Source organism: Pseudomonas sp. 9_2_1 (genome assembly GCF_059295275.1).
In genome coordinates, this window is sequence record NZ_CM181239.1 from 2,070,185 (window position 1) to 2,089,259 (window position 19,075).

Here is a 19,075-nt window from a genome sequence, read left to right on the forward strand (position 1 = left end):
CATGGCCGGCTCAATTGGGAACATTCTTCAGGATCGCATCGCTGTAGTCACCGGTGGTGGGACTGGTATTGGCGCTGGTATCGCCCAAGGTATCGCCAAGCATGGGGCGCACGTAGTTGTAACCGGGCGCCACGCCGACCCATTGGCCGAAACGGTCGCAGCCATCGAGGCTGCGGGGGGGAAAGCATCCTACTACCTGCTGGATATTTCAGATCCAACAGCGTGCAAAGATGTCGCCAGCCGTATTGGGCAAGAAATCGGTGCTGTTTCCATTTTGGTTAATAACGCAGGCAACATCCATTACGCCAATATCGACAGTCCTGAGGTGCTCAACGCCTGGGAGCGCTCTCTCTCGGTCAACTTGTCTGGCCCGTTCAACATGGCGTTGGCGTTCCGCGATGCGCTGCGTGAGACAAAAGGCTCGATCATCAATATTTCGTCGATTGCCGGGTTCATCTACACCAACAACACACCGGGATACTCTGCCTCAAAAGCAGGGGTGAACATGCTTACCGCTGCGCTGGCGAAGGAGCTTGGGCCAGATGGCGTGAGGGTGAACAGCATCGCGCCGGGAGCCATCAATACGCCGATGTCCCCCTCGTCGAGCAATCCTGACAGCTTGGCTCGTTTGATGCTGCGCGTTCCTTTGAAACGTATCGGCCAACCAGAAGACATCGTCGGGCCAGTGGTCTTCCTGGCATCCGACATGTCCGCGTATGTCACCGGCGCCACGCTGGTCGTCGATGGTGGTTATCTCACCAACTGATTTGCTGATAAAGGAACACTGCCTCATGAGTACGTCCAGCACAATTTCTACGGTCAATCGCCGCGATCTAGATTTCCAACTCTTCGAGGTGCTCAATGTCGAGCGCCTCGTGGAGCGCAGTTACTACAACGAGCACGATCGCACCAGCTTTACCGCGACATTGGATCTGGCCCAGGATCTCGCTGCTCGTGAGTTTCAAACTCACTATCGTGAATCGGATTTGCAGGAACCTGTTGTTGTCGAAGGCAAAGTTCGGGTTCTGCCGCAGATCAAAACGGCATTAAACGCATTTGCTGAAGCGGGCTTCATGAACGCTGACAGGCCGTTCGAGGAAGGTGGTCAACAGCTTCCTTTCTCGGTTTTTCAAGCGTGCTTGGCGTGCTTCCAGGCCGCCAATATCGGCACCTCCAGCTACAACTTCTTGACCATCTCTGGTGCAGGCGTCATCCGTGAGTTTGGATCGGAAGATCAGAAGCGTCTGTTCATGCAGCCTATGCTGGAATCACGCTACTTGGGCACTATGTGTTTGAGCGAGCCTCAGTCGGGCTCCGCGCTGTCGGGCATCCGCACGAAGGCGACGCCACAGGCAGACGGCAGCTACAAGATCAAAGGCAGCAAGATGTGGATCTCTGCCGGCGAACACGAGCTGTCCGAGAACATCGTTCACCTGGTTCTCGCTCGTATTGAAGGTGCGCCTGAGGGAACCAAGGGTATCTCGCTGTTCATCGTTCCACGCTTGCGCGTTGACCAAGAAGGGAACATTGGGGAGTCCAACGGCGTCTCCCTGATCGGGCTCAACCATAAAATGGGCTATCGCGGCACGGTCAACACGCTGCTGAGCTTCGGTGAGGACTCCGAATGCATTGGCCACCTGGTAGGTGAACCAAACCAGGGCCTTTCGTACATGTTTCACATGATGAATGAAGCGCGGATTTCCGTTGGTGTCGGCGCGGCCATGCTCGGTACGGCAGGTTACCTGTACAGCCTTGAGTATGCGCGTACCCGCGTTCAAGGATTCCTCCCTGGCCCCAGAGATCCCAGCAGCAGTCAGGTTCCACTGATTGAACATGCAGACATCCGTCGGATGCTACTGGCTCAGAAGAGCAGCACGGAGGGGGCATTCGCTCTCTGCCTCTATGCGGCAGTTCTGGTCGATGACGCACGCACCGCCAGTGATGAGGAAGCACGGAGAAAGGCGGAGTCGCTGCTTGAAATCCTCACGCCGATCGTCAAGAGCTGGCCTAGCGAGAACTGCCTTGAGGCCAACAAACTGGCGATGCAGGTGCTTGGGGGGTACGGGTACACCCGAGACTATCCAGTTGAGCAGTATTACCGCGACAACCGACTGAATCTCATACACGAGGGGACTCACGGTATTCAGGCCTTGGATCTGGTTAACCGCAAGATTCGTATGAACGACGGAGCCCTGTTGAAACTGTTGCTGGACACCGTGGCTGAGGATATCGACGCCGCGAAGGGCGGCAGTCAGCTGACGGGGTTTGTTTCAGTCCTTGAAAACGCATTGCAGGGTGTTCGCACCGCAACTTCAGCCATGGGGCTGGCGCCGAACGATCGAGTCTATACCGCCAACGCCACGCTCTATCTGGACATGCTCGGGCATGTTGTCATCGGTTGGATGTGGTTGCGACAGGCGCGTATTGCTTCGGCGGCGCTGGAGCGTGGCGAGGTCGGGCAGGACAAGGCCTTTTATGCCGGCAAGCTAGCCGCGTGCCGATATTTCTACACCTACGAAATGCCACGCCTCTCCCAATGGCTACCGATCCTGTCATCGGCAGATTCCCAGTTGGTAGATCTGCTGAACGATTGGCTTTGAGGCTTTCGCAATGACTTTGAATTATCAACAACTGCTGTCGATGGATTTTCCTGAGCAAGAGTTTGCTTACAACGAATGCGATACCCAGCTGTATGCGCTTGGTGTGGGTCTCGGGCAATCCTTGCCGCAGGATCTTCCATTCGTTTATGAGAAGGCGCTCCAGGTGCTGCCTACTCAAGCCACTGTGATGGCTTGGGATGACCGGTGGCAAAACGAGACAGGAATGACGATCTCCGAGATCGTTCATGGAGGTCAGTCCGTCACGTTGCATCGCACCCTACAGCCCGCCGCGCGGATCAAGGCAAAGCTGCGCATTGTCGAGGTGATAGACAAGGGGGAGGGGCGGGGTGCGCTGATTCTTGCTCAGACTCAGCTGAGGGATGCTGACAACGGCGAGCCTGTTGCGACGTTGCTTTCTACGGTCTTTGCACGAGCTGATGGCGGATTCGGCGGGCCAGCGATACCAACTCCAAAGCCTCATCCAATCCCTGATCGCTCTCCAGATTTCTCGGTCACGTCCGTGACGCGTCCAGAGCAGGCACTTGTTTACCGCCTGAGCGGCGATATGAACCCGCTCCATCTTGATCCTGACGTCGCACGAGCCGCCGGTTTCGACAAGCCGATTCTGCAGGGCCTTTGCACTTACGGAATTGCAGGGGCCGCCCTGGTTAAAGCGCCGTGTGATGGTGATTCGAGTCGACTGGTGCATATCGAAGCGCGATTTACCTCACCGGTCATCCCGGGCGACACCCTGGTGACAGAGATTTGGCAAGACGGCGACGAAATCTCGTTCCGAACCCTCGTACAAGAAACTGGAGCTGTGGCGCTGAACTTCGGCAAGGCGCAAATCCGCTCTTGAATAAAAGGCTTCATCTGAACAGGAGATTCACTGTGGCAGCCACAGCAAAGGCATACATCGTGGGTGCATTCGAGCACCCCACGCGCAAAGCGGACGACAAGTCCCTTGCTCAATTGCACGCAGAAGTGGCCAAGGGCGCTCTGGAAGATGCAGGTCTTACCAAAGATGATGTGGATGGGTATTTCTGCGACACGGAAGCTCCCGGCTTGGGGCCCCTGTCCATGGTCGATTACCTGGGCCTCAATGTACGCTACATGGATAACACGGATACCGGTGGCTCCGCCTATCTGCTTCATGTTGCCCATGCTGTGCAGGCTATTGCCGAGGGTAAATGCAACGTCGCGCTGATCACGCTAGCTGGACGCCCACGAGCGGCTGGTTTGAACGCAGAACCTGTTGTCGACTTCAACATCCCCGACATGCCGTTCGAGCAGCCGTACTCCCCAACGGTGGTGAACACCTACGGCATGTGTGCCATGCGCCACATGTATCAGTACGGTACCACTAGCGAGCAACTCGCCTGGATCAAGGTCGCTGCTTCCCAGCATGCCCAGCACAATCCGAATGCCATGTTGCGTAAACCTGTCACGGTCGAGGAAGTGCTTGCTTCACCGATGATCTCCGATCCACTGCATCGGCTTGACTGCTGTGTAGTGAGCGATGGTGGTGGGGCACTGGTAGTCGTCAGTCCAGAAATTGCCAAGCGCCTCAAGCGCACCTCCGTCGGTGTCATCGGTACTGGCGAGGCTGCGAAGCACCAGTCAGGCGGCAAGATTGACCTGAGCTATTCCGCCGCAGCATGGGCAGGCGAGCAAGCGTTCACTCAGGCTGGCGTGAAAGCCAGCGACATCAAATACGCCTCGATCTATGACAGCTTCACCATCACAGCCTTGATGCAGATTGAAGACCTTGGATTCTGCAAGAAAGGTGAGGGTGGCCGCTTTGTCGCGGACGGCGGTTTGATCTCGGGCCACGGCAAGCTCCCATTCAACACCGACGGTGGTGGCCTGTGTAACAACCACCCCGGCAACCGGGGCGGCATTACCAAGGTTATTGAAGCGGTTCGCCAGTTGCGTGGAGAAGCACATCCAGCTGTCCAAGTGCCGAACTGTGATTTGGCGCTGGCGAGTGGCATGGGTGGGTGGATGGGCAGTCGTCATGGCAGCGGTGTTCTTATTTTGGAGCGGAGTAACTGAGCAATGTCTGAACAACAACGTACTTTAATCGCCCCAGAAACCAACATCGAAAACCAGCATTTCTGGGACGCTGCCGCCGACGGCATTTTCCTGATCAAGCATTGCAACGCATGCGGAGAGGCTCATTACTACCCCCGAGCCTTGTGCCCACATTGCCTGAGCGCTGACACTGTCTGGAAGGAAAGTGCTGGCAAGGGCGAGATCTACTCGTTCAGCGTCATGCGTCGTGTGCCGGTGCCGTTCGCCATTGCCTACGTCAAATTGGATGAGGGCATCACCGTGATGACCAACTTGGTCAACGCAGACCTGGATTCGCTTCGCATTGGCCAGCGCGTTTCGGTGACCTTCGTCCAAAGCGACACCACACTCAAGATCCCTGTTTTCAGCCCTGATGCTGAAGGAGGAGCTCATGTCCACTGAGTTGCTCAACGCCCGGCCACAACGTCGAGAAGTTCATTTCGGCAACAGGGTGGTGAAGTGTTTCGTTGAGCGTGCAGCCGATGTCTACAGCGGATTCCAAGAAGCGGCCACTCGTTTTCCCGGCAATCAAGCACTCAAGTTTGACGATCAAGTTTGGACTTATGCGCAGATGGATGCGGAGGTTGTGCGCCTGAGCACTGGCCTTGCAAAGCTCGGACTGTGTCCTGGTGATCGACTGGCCTTGCTGGTACGTAATCGTCCAGAGTTCGTTTTGTTCTTCTATGCGGCTCAGCGCTTGGGACTCGTAGCGGTGCCAATGGATGTGCGTCTTCAAGGCCCCGAGATCGCGCATGTCCTTCGCAGTTCTGGAGCCACATACCTTGTACACGACGAGGATATGCTGGATCGCGTGCAGGCTGCTCAGCAAGAGCTCGATATCGATACCCTGGTCATTCCTGAGTCGGGCGCTGCGGTCTTCTCTGAAATTTCAGTAGGTGCTCCAGCACCTGAAGCACACCGTCCTGGCGAAGAAGATCTGGCGATCATCCTCTTCACCTCCGGTACCAGTGGTAAGCCAAAAGCAGCAGCCATCACACATCTGAACGTTGCTCATTCCGTGTTGCATCACGGCGGTAACCTCGGCCTGAATCACACGGATCGGGCACTGGTTTCCGTACCTCTGAGCCATATCACCGGTCTGTTGTGCGGCGCCCTGGCACCGCTTTGGGTCGGTGCGACATTGATCATTCTGCAGACCTTCAAGGCTCGGGACTTCCTCCCCGCAGCTGCTGCCTGCAAGATGACATACGCGATTATGGTGCCGGCAATGTACAACCTCTGCCTGCGAGTGGAGAACTACAAAAGCTACGATCTGTCTTCGTGGCGCCTTGGGCACTTCGGTGGCGCAATCATGCCAGAGGCTACCATTTCCGCACTGGCAGAGTGGCTGCCGAATCTGCAGTTGGTGAACGGCTATGGCGCCACCGAGTGCTGTTCGCCTGCCATCATGACACCAGTCGGTATGGGGCCAGTTGACTACCGATCTGTGGGCAAACCGCTGGCTTGTGTTGATCTGCTAATTGTCGATCCCATCACGTGCCAGGAGGTACCGACGGGCGAGTCGGGTGAGCTCTGGATCCGTGGCCCGATGATCATTTCTGAGTACCTGAACGATCCTGATGCAACTGCAGCTGGTCTGGTGGGAGGCTACTGGCGTTCCGGCGATATCGGCAGCGTTGACGCTGAGGGCAATGTCTTCATACACGATCGCTTGAAAGACCTGATCAATCGTGCGGGCTACAAGGTGTACAGCGCTGAAGTGGAAGCTGTGATTGGTCGCCACCCGAAAGTAATCGAGACTGCTGTTGTAGGCCGTCCAGATCCGGTGCTGGGTGAGCGTGTACATGCCTTCGTAACCATCTCTGGCGAGATCAGTGAAGCTGAGTTGCGCGAACACTGTGCGCTCAATCTCAGTGACTACAAAGTCCCTGAGACCTGGACGATCAGTGCAGAAATTTTGCCTCGCACTTCGACCGGAAAGCTTGCCAAGAAGGTCATGCGTGAATCGCTTGCCGTCTGAAGACATCCCAGTTAAGGAATTGAACATGAGTATTGATTTTCAAAATCGCGTTGCAATCGTCACGGGTGGCGGAGCAGGTCTGGGGCGAAGCCATGCGTTGATGCTGGCTTCTCGCGGTGCCAAGGTCGTCGTCAATGATCCGGGTCGGTCGCGCCTGGCTACCAATGAAGGCGGCATGGCTGCTGATGATGTGGTTACTGAGATCATTGCCCAGGGTGGGCAAGCAGTCGCTAACTACGATTCGATCGCTGAGTTTGAAGGTGCCCAGCGTCTTATCGACCAGGCAGTCTCGGCATTTGGATCGGTCGATATCTTGGTCAACAACGCGGGTGTACTGCGTGACAAGAGCTTCGGCAAGATGGAGATCGATGACTGGGATCTGGTACTGAAGGTGCATCTGTCGGGATCGGCGTACTGCACCCGAGCCGCTTGGCCGATCATGCAGAAGAATGGCTATGGGCGGGTCATCTTCACTACCTCGAATTCTGGCCTGTACGGCTCGTTCGGTCAGTCGAACTATGCTGCCGGTAAGCTCGGTCTTGTGGGTCTTATGAACACCCTGAAGACGGAAGGGGCGAAGTACAATATCAAGGTCAACACGGTTGCTCCCGTGGCCATGACTCACATGACGGAAGGCGTGCTGCCATCCGATATCGCGCCGTACTTCAATCCTGAGCACGTGTCAGCTGCAGTTGCTGTACTCGCGAGTGAAGCGTTCAGCGAATCTGGTGTGATCCTGTCTGCAGCAGCAGGGCACTTCTCCTTGGCCCGGATCGTGCGAACTGCTGGTCTGCAGCTTGATCCTACCGTACCTCCAGCCCCCGAAGCGATTCTAGAGCGCTGGGCAGAGATTGCTGATAAAGGAGAAGAGTTTGAACTGCCAAACGCTGGCTCTGAAACCTCGTATATTCTTGATGCCATCTCGAAACTGAAGTCTTAAAAGCGCTCCTTGATGGTTGCATTTCTCAAAGCTGTCTGCCTGATTTGCATGGTGTAATGTCCCAGGCTGCAGAGAGGTTTTCGACTCAAAACGCAACCGCGAATCATGAAAGTGTTTCGCGGTTCTCTTTGTGCACTTGATTGTGTAAGTTTAGGGTTGGGTTAATTGAAGTGATCTGTGCTGCTGGGGTTTGACTGTTTAAATTGAGCAGGTCTGCGGGTTATTGCAAAGGGGGCGCCATGCTGGATTCGGATTCACATTTCAAGTACGAATTTGTTCGCTTGAAAGCGCTGGAGCTCTTCGCGGTTAAGGGTTTCTGGCAAGTAGGCATGCGTGAGTTGGCTAAGCATTTAGAGCTGTCTCCTGGGTCATTTTATAATTATTTCCAGGGTAAGCAGCATTTGCTATTTGATTTGGTGGAGGAGTTTTACGATGAGCTAATCGTGGAGTTGGCTAATTTTTCATTTGAGAAAAATGGTTCGCTTAACGTTCGTAAGCTTATCAAGCTTCATGTGGATTTTTATCGAAGTAAGCCACTTCATTTCAAGGTTGTTCGTCGGGACTTGGGGTTTTTGAGCGAATCCCAGAAGAGCTATATTCATAGCCTTCAGTCTTCTTACGAGAGCAAGCTTAAAACTATCTTCTTAGCGGGTGGGCTGCGTGAAGGTGAGGCAGCTGACCTCGCGGTGCGAGCTGCAGCCATGGTGATGAATAATTTACATCTTTGGATGAAAGAAATGCATCCCGACGAAAGTATCTTCAAAGTGGGGGAGGTAATGATAAATAGTGCACTTCAAAGTGCTTTGATTGATGCGTAGGTAATTTTTTTGAAGTGACACCCCGATCGCCCCTATGGTGTCAGCCCTATCTTTGAAAGGTTCTCCTCCGCCAAGCAGTTCCAGCCCTGCTTGGAAAGGGAGCCAGAGGCGTACGGCATTTGAGCGGTTTTCGAGTCGATGCTCCCACGCGATGGTCAACACCTCATAGCCCACAGCGGTGAGCGCTCTCCCGCTTGCGATCTCAGCGCATTGCATCATTGCGCCATCCATATGGGCGGCTAGGATCAGCTGCCCTGTGGCATTGACCATGCCCACACTGATTTTGATTGGATGAGCCGCTACGTTCTGTTCAAGGATGATCCTTCACCGGATTTACTTGGAGAACAGACATGATCGAGCTCCGGCCTTTTCAGGAGCTTGGCGTAGCCAATCACGGCTGGCTGACTGCCCGTCACCATTTCTCGTTCGCGGAATACTTCGACCCCGATCGCGTGAGTTGGGGGCGGATGAACGCTAGTGGGACTGCGCGCAAAGCTGGGATTATGAAAACACTGTTGCTGTAAAGCAAACAGAGAAGCTCAGATCGTCCTGGCGACAGCGCCTTAGTTTTGAGCTGCTGGGCGCAAACCCTTAGCTGCTGCGCTCATCCTGGTGAAGGGACGTGCGACCGTTTCAGTGATTGTTGCGGGGCTATCGAACAGTCCATTTGAACTCTAGCAACTATCGACAGATCGGTTGTTGATGCGTGATTTTTTGCGCTTTTTTGATCGGTTATCCCGGCTGACCATATGGTTCATCAACCAGCTACACGTGGAGATGACCATGATTGAAGTACGCCCTTTTGCCCAACTCGGCGGCGCGAACCACGGATGGCTCAATGCTAAACACCACTTCTCGTTTGCCTCCTACTACGACAGCAAACGGATGAACTGGGGGCAGATGCGTGTTTGGAACGACGACACCATCCAGCCTCACACCGGCTTTGCCACTCACCCACACCAGGACATGGAGATCATTACCTATGTCCGCCAAGGCGCGATTTCGCATCAAGACAGCCTGGGCAATAAAGGCCGCACCATTGCAGGTGATGTACAGGTCATGAGCGCTGGCACCGGTATTCGCCATAGTGAGTACAACCACGAGGATGAGGTCACCAAGATTTTCCAGATCTGGATCCATCCTGAGGAGACCGGTTTGCCGCCTTCATGGGGAACCCGTCCATTCCCTCGTGGTGAAAGCGCAGGCGAATTCGTCACGCTGGCCAGCGGGCTGAAGGGTGATGAAGAAGCACTGCCGATCCGTGCAAAGGCACGTCTGGTAGCGGCTACGCTGGATGAGGGTCATGAAGCCAAGTATGAAATTGCGCCTGGTCGTAAGGCCTACCTGGTGGTTGCCAAGGGGGCGATCGAAGTCAACGGTGTTACGGTGAAGACGGGTGATGGCGCGGCCATCCATAGCGAGAAACTGCTCAACGTCAAAGGCATTGAGCAGGCTGAAGTCGTACTGGTCGACGTAGCTTGAAGTTCAGGCAGCCTCGCCAATGAGGCTGCCGTCCGATTGAAACGAAGAGGTACCAACATGGGTTGGCTCAGCAGCATCGCCCGATTTTTCAATGACGATGCAAACAACACTCCACGCGAAGAGGAAGTAAAAATGGCAAAAGTACTGGTGCTGTACCATTCAATGTACGGCCATATCGAGACCATGGCGCATAAAGTTGCCGAGGGCGCTCGCAAGGTTCCAGGCGTCGAAGTGACGGTCAAGCGTGTACCGGAAACCATGGATCCTGAAGCCTTCAAAGCTGCATATGGCAAGGTCGATCAGCAAGCGCCGATCGCAAGTCCTGCGGAGCTGGGCGATTACGACGCGATCATCTTCGGTACCCCGACTCGTTTCGGCAACATGTCTGGCCAGATGCGCAATTTCCTGGATCAAACGGGTGGTCTATGGGCGAAGGGTGCGCTGGTTGGCAAGGTTGCCAGCGTATTCACCTCCACCGGCACTGGCGGTGGCCAGGAGATGACCATTACTTCCACTTGGACGACACTGGCGCACCACGGCATGATCATTGTGCCGATCGGTTACAGCACCCCGGCGCTGTTCGATGTCTCGCAGGTCGGTGGCGGTACCCCGTACGGTGCCTCTACCATCGCAGGTGGTGATGGCTCCCGCCAGCCAGATGACCGTGAGCTGGGCATCGCTGAGCATCAGGGCGAATACGTCGCGAAGTTCGTAGCGAAGCTGGTCGCTTAAGCAGTACCCGCGAGCGCTCGGAATCCCCCGGTAGTTAAGCCGGAAATCCGTTTGAGCGCTCGCATCTCTTCCTAGCACTGACTCAGCTCAGTGTTATCAATGGCAAGCCACTATCTGACCGTTTTTCAATGGAATGACGCGTTGAGGTGGGCGGTACGATCTGGGCTTGCCGCCCGAATGCGCTGCCGCGAATTGGCAGCGGCTAGCTTGGATGTAGCCCCGGATGTTCCAGGGTGAACAACCGCCGCCAGACGGAAGGTTTGAAGCCTGTTGCGCGGTTGAATGCATTGGAAAAGTGAGCGCTGTCGGCGAAGCCGCAAGCCATGGCAATGCCCGTCAATTTCTGTTCACGCTTGGCCAACATCGCATCGAGCTTCGGTACCTGGATGCAGGATGTTGGTGCGGGCTGGTTGATGACCTCACTCACTGCCGAACCGTTTCTAGTCTCGATGGTTCAGGTCGCGGCGTCATGCTGGGCTGCGTAGGTTTTGTTGCTATCGCGGGGGCAACTCTGCTGCCGACGATTCGGCGTTTGATCCCAAACAATCGTCTGGTCATGGCAGCGAGTCTGGCCTACCTGAGCGTGCTGTTGGCTTTGCTTGGATCCCCAGCTTCACGCTACTTTTGCCATTCATGGCGCTGAGCGGCGCAGCTTGGATTGCTGTGGTTTCGAGCCTACAAGTCGGTGCACAGACCTCCATACACCGGTGATGGTGGTGATCGAGTACAGTATCGCTGAACAGTACGCGAACGCGTTCAAAGCTGCAATGGAGCCGGTGCGTGCCATGCGTTATAGCAACGGGTCGGTCTCTTTGCAGCTTTTGCAGGATGCTGAGCATCCCGGCCAATGGATGGAATTTTTTCTGGATGAGTCTTGGAACGATCGTCTTCGACACCACGACATGGTCACCCGTGCCGAATTACGCATCGAGGCGGCTGCACGTAAGTTCCAGCAACCCGGCGTCGAGCTGCGGATTTGGCACATGATCTGCGGAGTGCATGCTCAGTAGGCGTGCTGGTCTTGAAGCTGGTGGTGAGAAAGGCGTCTGTAACCCAGTGCGAAAATGATCAGGGCGAGCAGGGCACTACCCGCCATGACACCCGCCATTGCATTGGCCGAGTGGCCATCGTAGAAGTGGCCCACCAGGAAACTGGCTGCAGCGCCGCCCGCCATTTGCAGAGCTCGCAGGAGTGCGGCACCGCTGCCTGCGATCTGGCCCAGTTCGTCGAGCGCGGCATGGGTCGCATTTGGCATGACCAGGCCGGTGCAGACGTTGCTCGCTACGACTAAAGCTGCGAACACGAGGACGTTTGCCGAGCTGGCACTTGCAACTAACAGCCCGATGCTGCACAGCAGGCTGATGCCCAGACTGACTCCAATTACTTTGGCCTCACTCCAACCTGCCTTGATTAAGCGAGTGTTGATCCAGGTACCTATCAGCGTGCCCAGCGCGGTCACCGCGAACAGGACTGCGAAAGCTTGGCTGCTCATCGCCATGCCTTCCATAAAAACCAGCGGAGAGGCGGTGATATAGGCAAACATGCCAGCGAAATTCAGGGCCAGGATAGGCGCGGCGACAGCGAAACGATTATTACGCAAGACCTTGGCGTAGGCGGGGAGCAGAGGATGGCTGCTGCGTTCTGACAAAGGATGCGACTCCTTCAGACGCAGTCCCGCCCAGATCAATATTAAACCGGCGAGCCCCAACGCAGCGTAGATGTCACGCCAGTTACCGATGAGCAGAATGGCTGCCCCGATCAGAGGGGCGACCAAAGGAGCAATGTTGTTGATGGCAACCAGGGCATTCTGCATGGCGCGGCCTTCACGCCCAGTGTAAGCATCGCGCACGATTGCAACAGGCATTACCGCCGCCGCGCCTGCGGCAGCGCCCTGGATGACCCGCGCGATCAGCAGCATTTCAACGTTCTGTGCGACAGCACAGGCGATCCCGGCCAAAGTGAAGACCGCGAGGCCGCCTAGCAACACCGGCCGCCTGCCAATGCGGTCAGAAAGGGGGCCAAACAGCAGCGGGCCCAGTACGAAGCCCAAAATGAACAGTCCGATTGTCTGTGCCGCCAGTGCTGAAGTGCTCTCCAAGGCCACGCCTACCGAACTGATAGCGGGTAGCGCCATGTCGATCGACAGCGGAGGCAGCGCGGTCGCGGCGCCTAACAACAGCAGATTTGATGAGGTGGTGCGAGCGGTGGTCATGGCAACGCGGCTCCAGTGGAAGATTGTGGGGTTTCGATGTTCCAAAGAAGGCCTTCGGAGCGCCCATGGACTTCGCTGTCGATGTCATCACGTAGCTCGGTAAGTGCCTTGTGCGCGTGCTGTGCCTTCACCCGAACCCCATAGGCCTCCAGACGCTGGATCGCGCGCGCGCCGGTGCGCAGGAGGCTGTAGGCCCAACAGTAGGGAGAATGGCGCTCGACGAAACGAATCTTCCGCTCTACCAACTGTTGGCGGAGGAGCACGCAGTCGATGACATCGACCCTAGTCGTCATCGCGGCGATGACCATCGCCTCCAGTCTGGCCCAGATGCTCTCCTTGACCTCGTCGGGGTAGCCGCCAAGTCAATGCGCTGCTGAAGAACTGGGTGGACGCTAACCGGACGAAATATTCTGCTGTCGATTTGCGAGCTCCGCGCATCTGACATTGACTAGAAAAGAGCCGCAGTCGCGGCTCTTTTTTGATCATTACTTCAAGGCTTGGACGAACTGAGGGTCGCTGTACAGGTTTTTGAGTAGCTGCTGCAGCATGGGGTTGTAATTGTTCGCCGCTGCAGGGATGGCGATGGGGCCGAAGAAACTGCTGTCCCAATCACGCTCAACGTCCTTCGTCGTCTCGTAGAGCACCTGGTCACCTTTGCGTACGGTGAAGCGCGCGGCCAGTTCGCCATGGCCGTTGGCCACGCCGGTATTGAGTTGGCTTTTGATCACCTGGATCTGCGTTCGCGGTCAGCCCGCGGATCAAGCAGCCCGGCATGGCGCAGCTCATCATTGATGGCGGCCTGGATGTGCAGAGGGACACTACCTTCCGGCGAGGAAATCGGATTCAACCGCACCATCAAAGAGTCTTGTCCAGCGTCAGCCTTCACCTGTGCCTCGCGCATAGGCTTCATGGGGGCATTCTGTTTCAGTTGCTGAACGTTCTGATAGTCGGGTTCATAGCGGGCCATGGTTACGCCGCAACCTTGCAGCAGGAGTGCGCAGAGGGGGAGGGCCAGGTAGAGCTTCTTCACAGCATATCCTTGCGTGAGTCGGAGGGGCTGAGATTATCGATACAGCGGGGGATACCTTCAAGCGCTACGCCGAGCGATAGCGTACAGCAGGAGTACCACAAGGCCGCTAACGAACGTAAAGCAACCGCCATAAACGAGCGCAGCTCTCATGCGCCTATGACCGTTGGCGAGTATCAAGACAGCCGGCGTCACCCCAGTGGCTGCAGTTGTTGCGGCCCAAGCAAAAAGGTTGAGCCAACCAAGGCCAATCCTCTTGGATTGAAGGGCAAGGCCGCAGCGAGGCCATGGATGATCAGCCATTAAGTGATTTGTGCGAAGAAAAGTTTAGGGCGCATCGATACAGCGCTACAAGGGTGAGGCGCCGTCAGACCACCCAACATAGCGCTGTTGCCATCCTGCAACCGACGAGAGTAATGCCAGCCATAACGACAGGGATGATGCTCATCCTCGCATGCCCAAATCTACCGATCACAATCAGCAGCGGGTCTTCAGCTTTGTCACGTTGCTTGGCTGTGCCTCTGGATGATGCGAGCCGCACTCCTGTCTTACTGGAGAAGGCCCTAGGAAGGGGGGGCAACCTTGGGACTCATTGAAGGTAGACACCTCCATTTCTCCAGATGAGCGCCAGGATCGCCAGGTCACATCACTTTCTGTACGCGCTTGGGGCGTAATGAGTGACTAGTCTTCCTCCAAGTGTTCTCGGACTTGAGTGATAAACCAATTCAGTGCGGTCGATTGCTCGCTGCGCGAGTGCCAATGGAGTGTCACGTCGAAGCTTGGAACGTCGAAGGGCAATTCTAGTGTCTTCAGCTTGAACGGAAGAGGCATTTCGCAGAAACTTTCCGCGATTCTGCTCGGTAAGATGACAAGAAGATCTGTATTGGGAATTACCTTTGGCAAGACAGAAAAGTGCGGGAGCTTTAGTTTTATATTTCGCTTGATTCCCATTTTTTGAAGAACGTCTTCGGCCATGCCATGACCGGATGTTCTTGTAACTACAGCGTGAGGTTCGGTGCAGAACTGATCCATGCTCATGGATGAGCAAACTCTGAGGTGAGCTTGATCTAGCAGACAGACGTATCGTTCTGTCATCAGTTTTTTTGAAACAATTCCGGCCCCAGACAAGACGCGACTACATATAGCGGCGTCCACATGGCCTTCGCTAAGCCACGTTCCTGCCGACTCTATCTCTAGGGGTATGATCTCCAATTCAATATTAGGTGCTAAGACATTGAAATGGCTCATGAGTTGTGGGAGAAAGGCCATTTCACCTAGGTCAGACAGCGCCAGCCGGAACCGCCGGGTTGAGTGAAGCGGCTCGAATTTCCTCGCATCAGCAACAGCCGTATCGATGCATCTGGAGGCTTCCTTAAGCCCAGGATACAACTGAGATGCAAGTCTCGTGGGCTGCATGCCGCTGCTACTCCGTACAAACAGAGCATCATCGAAATACTCTCGAAGCTTGGCTAGCGAGTAGCTGACGGATGGTTGGGTGACAAACAGGCGTTCTGCCGAAGCAGTGACGCTGCGGGTTTCATACAAGGTCGTAAAGACCGTTATGAGGTTGAAGTCGAACTGGGACATAGATTACCCCATCATAAATGCTGTCTATATTCTACGACAAAAATATTGATTTGCCCGATCAAATTTTGATTTTTAAAGTGGATTTCTTCTGGACTCTGACCGCAGAGACAGGGTCGCGTCGGGGAGGATCAAGGCAGGTCATCCATGCGGCAGCTGGATGAAGATTGTACGACTGCCCGAACAAAGCCGGGCAGTGTGGCCGATCCTGCCTGGAGGAGGATCGGCGCTTGGCGATGTCCCTTCACTAGGAGCGGGAGAAAAATTGTTCTTACTCAACAGGGTCGTATGGCAAGCCTACGTAGTTTTCTGCCATGCTTTTTCGACCTGTCTCAGAAGAAATGAAGTACTCAAGTTCGGTGTCTTGCATTTTCTGAGAAAATTTATCTGTACCTGCGAAGTTGTGCAGCATCGAGGTCATCCACCACGAGAAGCGCTCTGCTTTCCAGACACGTTTGAGGCAGATTTCCGAATATTTGAGGGCGAGGTCGGCACGCCCCTCCTGGTAAACCTTCACCATGATTCGATACAAGGTACTAACATCACTGGCCGCCAAGTTTAATCCCTTGGCGCCTGTAGGTGGGACAATATGTGCGGCATCTCCCAACAGGAAGAGTCGCCCATACTGCATCGGTTCAACTACAAAGCTGCGCAGCGGAGCAATGCTTTTCTCAATGGATGGGCCGGTGACCAAACGTTCCGCAACGTCTTTAGGCAGGCGACTTTTGAGCTCTTCCCAAAAACGATCGTCAGACCAGTCTTCAATTTTTTCCTGGGCGTCAACTTGAATATAGTAGCGAGTACGAGTCGGGGATCGCATGCTGCACAATGCGAATCCTCTCTCATGGCGAGCGTAGATCAGTTCATCATCGACAGGAGGAGTGTCTGCGAGGATACCCAGCCATCCAAAGGGGTAAACTCGCTCGAACACTTCGATTTTTTCTGCGGGTATGGATTGGCGCGAGATGCCATGATAACCGTCGCAACCCGCGATGTAGTCGCAGTCGATTCTGACTGTCTCACCGTCCTTAACGAACGTGACGTAGGGTTTTTCACTCTCCAAGGCATGAGGCGTGACCTCATCGGCATCATACATTGTGATGCCGCCTGCAGCCCGGCGCGCTTCAAGCAGGTCGCGCGTCACCTCAGTTTGGCCGTAGACTTTTACCGTTTTGCCACCGGTAAGCCCCTTCAAATCGATATGCTCACTCCGACCGTCAAATGCCACTTTGAAACCATCATGAACGAGACCTTCTACGTCCATCCTGGCATTGACGCGCGCCTCTCTCAGCAGGTCTACGGTGCCTTGCTCAAGAACACCGGCCCTGATGCGCGAGAGAATGTAATCCGGATTCTTCCGCTCAATGATGATGTTGTCAATGCCAGCGTTCAGTAGAAGTTGGCCCAGTAGCAGTCCGGACGGGCCCGAGCCGATGATAGCGACTTGTGTTTTCATGAAATTTTCCTCGCATTGCCCTCCGATCCAGGCGATCGTGGGCAGGGTTGTTTTTGTCCCCGCCATGATTAGTGAATACCTTGGATGGATGAAGGCACTATCCCATCCATTACTTGCACTTTTGCACGGCCACGTTAGGGGAGGGCGTCAATGCCTTCTATAAGCGCTATCCCCGTATTCAAGCTGTACGGGGAGTCGACCGCCTGGCCGACACCAGATCTGGTGCATTGTGAATCCATCGCTGAGCGTAGCAATCTCCACAATTGGGAAATCAAGCCACATCGCCACGTAGACCTTGTGCAAATCTTGTACGTGAAAACAGGCACTGCTCACCTACGTCTTGAGGATAAGGCTAACGTGGTGACGCAGCCCATCATCCTGGTTGTCCCGTCTTTGTGCATTCACACATTCTCATTTTCTACAGATATTGAAGGCTGCATCCTCACCTTTGCATCCCCGCTCCTCCAGGTACTACCTGTCGGGTTGGTGGATGACTTCTTGCGGGCCGGCCAGCAAGCCGTAGGAAGCGACGGTGACTATCTGGATTGGATTTTCCAGGAAATAGGCACCGAGCAGCAGCAGAACCAAATGGCGAGGGAGCCTGTGCTTCATTCCTTGCTCACCCTGTTGATTGTCTGGGTAACCCGCCAAGCAGCCTTGAAAGGAAGAGCCGCGGTAGCGCCAGCGGAGAGGGGAATTGAGCACCTGCAGATCTTCACGGCGCTCGTTGACAAGCATTTTCGGGAACATTGGCCAATCTCCCGCTATGCGAGCCACATTGGCATCAACAGCAACCGCCTGAACCTCATTTGCAGGAATTATGCAGGTCAGTCAGCCTTGCAGGTCATCACTGAGCGCTTGCTGCTCGAATCCAAGCGATGCCTAACGTACACGGAAATGACGATCAGTGAGGTATCCGACAGTCTGGGATTCTCTGACCCGGCGTATTTTTCCCGTTTCTTCAAGAAAATCTATGGACTCTCACCTAGAGCCTATCGAGGCGAACGGAAAAGATAGTAAGCGGCCTACAGAGCGAGTTGGCCTGCGACGGTGAGGATTTAGGAGAGGCGGGTGTGCCCTACCAATGGGGCTGGTTTCGGAGCCAGGGCGCCAAAAGCGCCTCTCCTGTCAAGTTCGCCAGGAGAGGCGTTGCGGCTTAAAACGCGTGAGCCAGCCTGAACTGAATGCGATAGCGCTCTTCTGGGCCGTTTCTTACGTCAAGGTCTTTCGCAAACTGGGTTTGAAACTGGGTGGTTGGGGTGAAGAAGTGCTGCCAGGTCAGCATGCCTCGTCTCGTATTAAGGCTATCGCCTTGATCGAGCTTATCTACTTCATTTTCCCCTCCCACTGTGTGGTAGTAAGTCAGGCCAAGCTGGTTCTTGGCATTCAATACATACCTCAAATGGAATGTGGTCTCGAAAACACTATCTTGTTTCAATGTGGATCCGGCAAAGTCGTCATTTTTGGCATAGTTGTCAGATTCCAGGGTGACTTCGCCATAAAGAGTCTTTGGGATGATGGCCTGAACGTAACCCACCTGAAAAATGGCTTTCCATCGATTCTCGCCGATGTTAATGGATCCGCGGTCGGAATCGTAGTTACCAACAGGGAGGCCAACATAGCCGCCCATGTTGAGCCATCGCTCACGCTCCGGATCGTTGATGGGCCAGACCATCGCGCCAATGATTGGGTCTCCAATCCCGCTAGCGCTTTGGTTTGATCCGCCTGAGAGCTGCAGATGGCCGAAAGGAACGATTATTTGAGGTGTAACTGTCAAACCTCCAATTTCCATCCAGTGAACATAGCGCGCTACCGCAATATCATTGTCCAATCCGAAATCTTTAGTGACAGTGTGCCCATCCTTTTTCAGCTTGTTTCTCTCGGCATGCTGATAATAGAAGACGCCTAGCTCAGTACCAGTCGGGAGGGCAACCATATCTCCAGGGTCAGTCGACAATACAGCGGCTTGCATATTTTGCGATGTAAAGGCGAGTGCTGTCAGTGTGGCGAGCACTATCTTTAACGTGCAGAGGGCGTGATTCTTGACGGAGTGGGAACTCTTCATGGTTGCTCCTATTATTATTGGTAGTGCCGGAATCAGAGTTCTGGCTCAGGAGCAGATTACAACGAAGGCGGGAGGTGGAAATGATCTACATTGTCTTGGAATTTG

At 54.9% G+C, this 19,075-nt stretch carries 20 protein-coding genes and 3 pseudogenes; 15 read left to right on the forward strand and 8 right to left on the reverse strand.

Features of this window, described 5'->3' with window-relative positions; genetic code table 11:
- The first annotated feature begins 1 nt into the window (after position 1).
- The 8 genes from AC5O5I_RS09220 to AC5O5I_RS09255 all read left to right on the forward strand — a co-directional run bounded on the left by AC5O5I_RS09220 (position 2) and on the right by AC5O5I_RS09255 (position 8,412).
- Positions 2 to 766: an SDR family NAD(P)-dependent oxidoreductase gene (locus tag AC5O5I_RS09220; protein ID WP_494512405.1), complete on the forward strand. Its 765-nt coding sequence runs from the start codon at positions 2 to 4 to the stop codon at positions 764 to 766.
- Between the two features lie 25 nt (positions 767 to 791).
- Entirely contained in the window at positions 792 to 2,600 is a 1,809-nt protein-coding gene (locus AC5O5I_RS09225) for an acyl-CoA dehydrogenase (RefSeq protein WP_494512406.1), read from the forward strand.
- Between the two features lie 10 nt (positions 2,601 to 2,610).
- Entirely contained in the window at positions 2,611 to 3,459 is an 849-nt protein-coding gene (locus tag AC5O5I_RS09230; protein ID WP_494512407.1) for a MaoC/PaaZ C-terminal domain-containing protein, read from the forward strand.
- A 32-nt stretch (positions 3,460 to 3,491) separates the two neighbouring features.
- On the forward strand, positions 3,492 to 4,655 hold the full coding sequence (locus AC5O5I_RS09235) for a thiolase family protein (protein WP_494512408.1): 1,164 nt from the start codon (positions 3,492 to 3,494) through the stop codon (positions 4,653 to 4,655).
- Between the two features lie 3 nt (positions 4,656 to 4,658).
- Complete coding sequence (locus AC5O5I_RS09240; protein WP_494512409.1) at positions 4,659 to 5,075, forward strand: Zn-ribbon domain-containing OB-fold protein; 417 nt, start codon at positions 4,659 to 4,661, stop codon at positions 5,073 to 5,075.
- Positions 5,065 to 6,654, forward strand: coding sequence for a class I adenylate-forming enzyme family protein (locus tag AC5O5I_RS09245; RefSeq protein ID WP_494512410.1), 1,590 nt, complete (start codon positions 5,065 to 5,067; stop codon positions 6,652 to 6,654). The genes AC5O5I_RS09240 and AC5O5I_RS09245 overlap by 11 nt, the downstream gene beginning before the upstream one ends.
- A gap of 25 nt (positions 6,655 to 6,679) precedes the next feature.
- Entirely contained in the window at positions 6,680 to 7,594 is a 915-nt protein-coding gene (locus tag AC5O5I_RS09250; protein WP_494512411.1) for an SDR family NAD(P)-dependent oxidoreductase, read from the forward strand.
- Between the two features lie 239 nt (positions 7,595 to 7,833).
- Positions 7,834 to 8,412, forward strand: coding sequence for a TetR/AcrR family transcriptional regulator (locus AC5O5I_RS09255; protein WP_494512412.1), 579 nt, complete (start codon positions 7,834 to 7,836; stop codon positions 8,410 to 8,412).
- Here the strand turns inward: AC5O5I_RS09255 and AC5O5I_RS09260 are convergent.
- The gene (locus AC5O5I_RS09260; RefSeq protein ID WP_494512748.1) at positions 8,311 to 8,733 is read right to left on the reverse strand and encodes a GlcG/HbpS family heme-binding protein; all 423 of its coding nucleotides are present in this window, start codon (positions 8,731 to 8,733) and stop codon (positions 8,311 to 8,313) included. The genes AC5O5I_RS09255 and AC5O5I_RS09260 overlap by 102 nt on opposite strands.
- A gap of 29 nt (positions 8,734 to 8,762) precedes the next feature.
- Between AC5O5I_RS09260 and AC5O5I_RS09265 the strand changes: the two are divergent.
- The 3 genes and pseudogenes from AC5O5I_RS09265 to wrbA form a co-directional block, all read left to right on the forward strand.
- Positions 8,763 to 8,882 (forward strand): annotated as a pseudogene (locus AC5O5I_RS09265) (pirin family protein); the annotation flags it as partial.
- Positions 8,883 to 9,195: 313 nt separating this feature from the next.
- The gene (locus tag AC5O5I_RS09270) at positions 9,196 to 9,894 is read left to right on the forward strand and encodes a pirin family protein (RefSeq protein WP_494512413.1); all 699 of its coding nucleotides are present in this window, start codon (positions 9,196 to 9,198) and stop codon (positions 9,892 to 9,894) included.
- Positions 9,895 to 10,026: 132 nt separating this feature from the next.
- Complete coding sequence (gene wrbA, locus AC5O5I_RS09275; protein WP_494512749.1) at positions 10,027 to 10,626, forward strand: NAD(P)H:quinone oxidoreductase; 600 nt, start codon at positions 10,027 to 10,029, stop codon at positions 10,624 to 10,626.
- A gap of 202 nt (positions 10,627 to 10,828) precedes the next feature.
- On the opposite strand, the gene AC5O5I_RS09280 is transcribed toward wrbA, so the two are convergent.
- Positions 10,829 to 11,053, reverse strand: coding sequence for a helix-turn-helix domain-containing protein (locus AC5O5I_RS09280; protein WP_494512414.1), 225 nt, complete (start codon positions 11,051 to 11,053; stop codon positions 10,829 to 10,831).
- On the opposite strand from AC5O5I_RS09280, the gene AC5O5I_RS09285 reads away from it, so the two are divergent.
- Both AC5O5I_RS09285 and AC5O5I_RS09290 read left to right on the forward strand, forming a co-directional pair.
- Positions 11,013 to 11,111 (forward strand): MFS transporter, encoded by a 99-nt coding sequence (locus tag AC5O5I_RS09285; RefSeq protein WP_494512415.1) that lies wholly within the window; start codon positions 11,013 to 11,015, stop codon positions 11,109 to 11,111. The genes AC5O5I_RS09280 and AC5O5I_RS09285 overlap by 41 nt on opposite strands.
- A gap of 231 nt (positions 11,112 to 11,342) precedes the next feature.
- Positions 11,343 to 11,636 carry an MFS transporter gene (locus tag AC5O5I_RS09290; RefSeq protein WP_494512416.1) on the forward strand — a complete coding sequence of 98 codons (294 nt, stop codon included), beginning with the start codon at positions 11,343 to 11,345 and terminating at the stop codon, positions 11,634 to 11,636.
- Here AC5O5I_RS09290 and AC5O5I_RS09295 read toward each other — a convergent pair.
- The 3 genes and pseudogenes from AC5O5I_RS09295 to AC5O5I_RS09305 form a co-directional block, all read right to left on the reverse strand.
- A complete protein-coding gene (locus tag AC5O5I_RS09295) occupies positions 11,630 to 12,838 on the reverse strand; it encodes a multidrug effflux MFS transporter (protein WP_494512417.1) in 1,209 nt (402 codons plus the stop codon). The two genes, AC5O5I_RS09290 and AC5O5I_RS09295, sit on opposite strands and share 7 nt — an antisense overlap.
- Positions 12,835 to 13,146, reverse strand: a complete 312-nt coding sequence (locus AC5O5I_RS09300; RefSeq protein WP_494512418.1) for a hypothetical protein — start codon at positions 13,144 to 13,146, stop codon at positions 12,835 to 12,837. Before AC5O5I_RS09300 ends, AC5O5I_RS09295 begins: the two co-directional genes overlap by 4 nt.
- A gap of 177 nt (positions 13,147 to 13,323) precedes the next feature.
- Positions 13,324 to 13,868, reverse strand: a pseudogene (locus AC5O5I_RS09305) (hypothetical protein).
- A 102-nt stretch (positions 13,869 to 13,970) separates the two neighbouring features.
- Here AC5O5I_RS09305 and AC5O5I_RS09310 point away from each other — a divergent pair.
- Positions 13,971 to 14,171: pseudogene (locus tag AC5O5I_RS09310) on the forward strand (zinc ribbon domain-containing protein); the annotation flags it as partial.
- 375 nt (positions 14,172 to 14,546) lie between these two features.
- On the opposite strand, the gene AC5O5I_RS09315 reads toward AC5O5I_RS09310, so the two are convergent.
- Together AC5O5I_RS09315 and pobA are read right to left on the reverse strand one after the other, a co-directional pair.
- Positions 14,547 to 15,452 (reverse strand): LysR family transcriptional regulator, encoded by a 906-nt coding sequence (locus AC5O5I_RS09315; protein WP_494512419.1) that lies wholly within the window; start codon positions 15,450 to 15,452, stop codon positions 14,547 to 14,549.
- Between the two features lie 268 nt (positions 15,453 to 15,720).
- Entirely contained in the window at positions 15,721 to 16,905 is a 1,185-nt protein-coding gene (gene pobA / locus AC5O5I_RS09320) for a 4-hydroxybenzoate 3-monooxygenase (RefSeq protein ID WP_494512420.1), read from the reverse strand.
- Positions 16,906 to 17,055: 150 nt separating this feature from the next.
- Here pobA and AC5O5I_RS09325 point away from each other — a divergent pair, with 150 nt between their 5' ends.
- Positions 17,056 to 17,922, forward strand: coding sequence for a helix-turn-helix domain-containing protein (locus AC5O5I_RS09325; RefSeq protein WP_494512421.1), 867 nt, complete (start codon positions 17,056 to 17,058; stop codon positions 17,920 to 17,922).
- A 139-nt stretch (positions 17,923 to 18,061) separates the two neighbouring features.
- On the opposite strand, the gene AC5O5I_RS09330 is transcribed toward AC5O5I_RS09325, so the two are convergent.
- Positions 18,062 to 18,970, reverse strand: a complete 909-nt coding sequence (locus AC5O5I_RS09330) for a transporter (protein WP_494512422.1) — start codon at positions 18,968 to 18,970, stop codon at positions 18,062 to 18,064.
- Between the last annotated feature and the right edge of the window lie 105 nt (positions 18,971 to 19,075).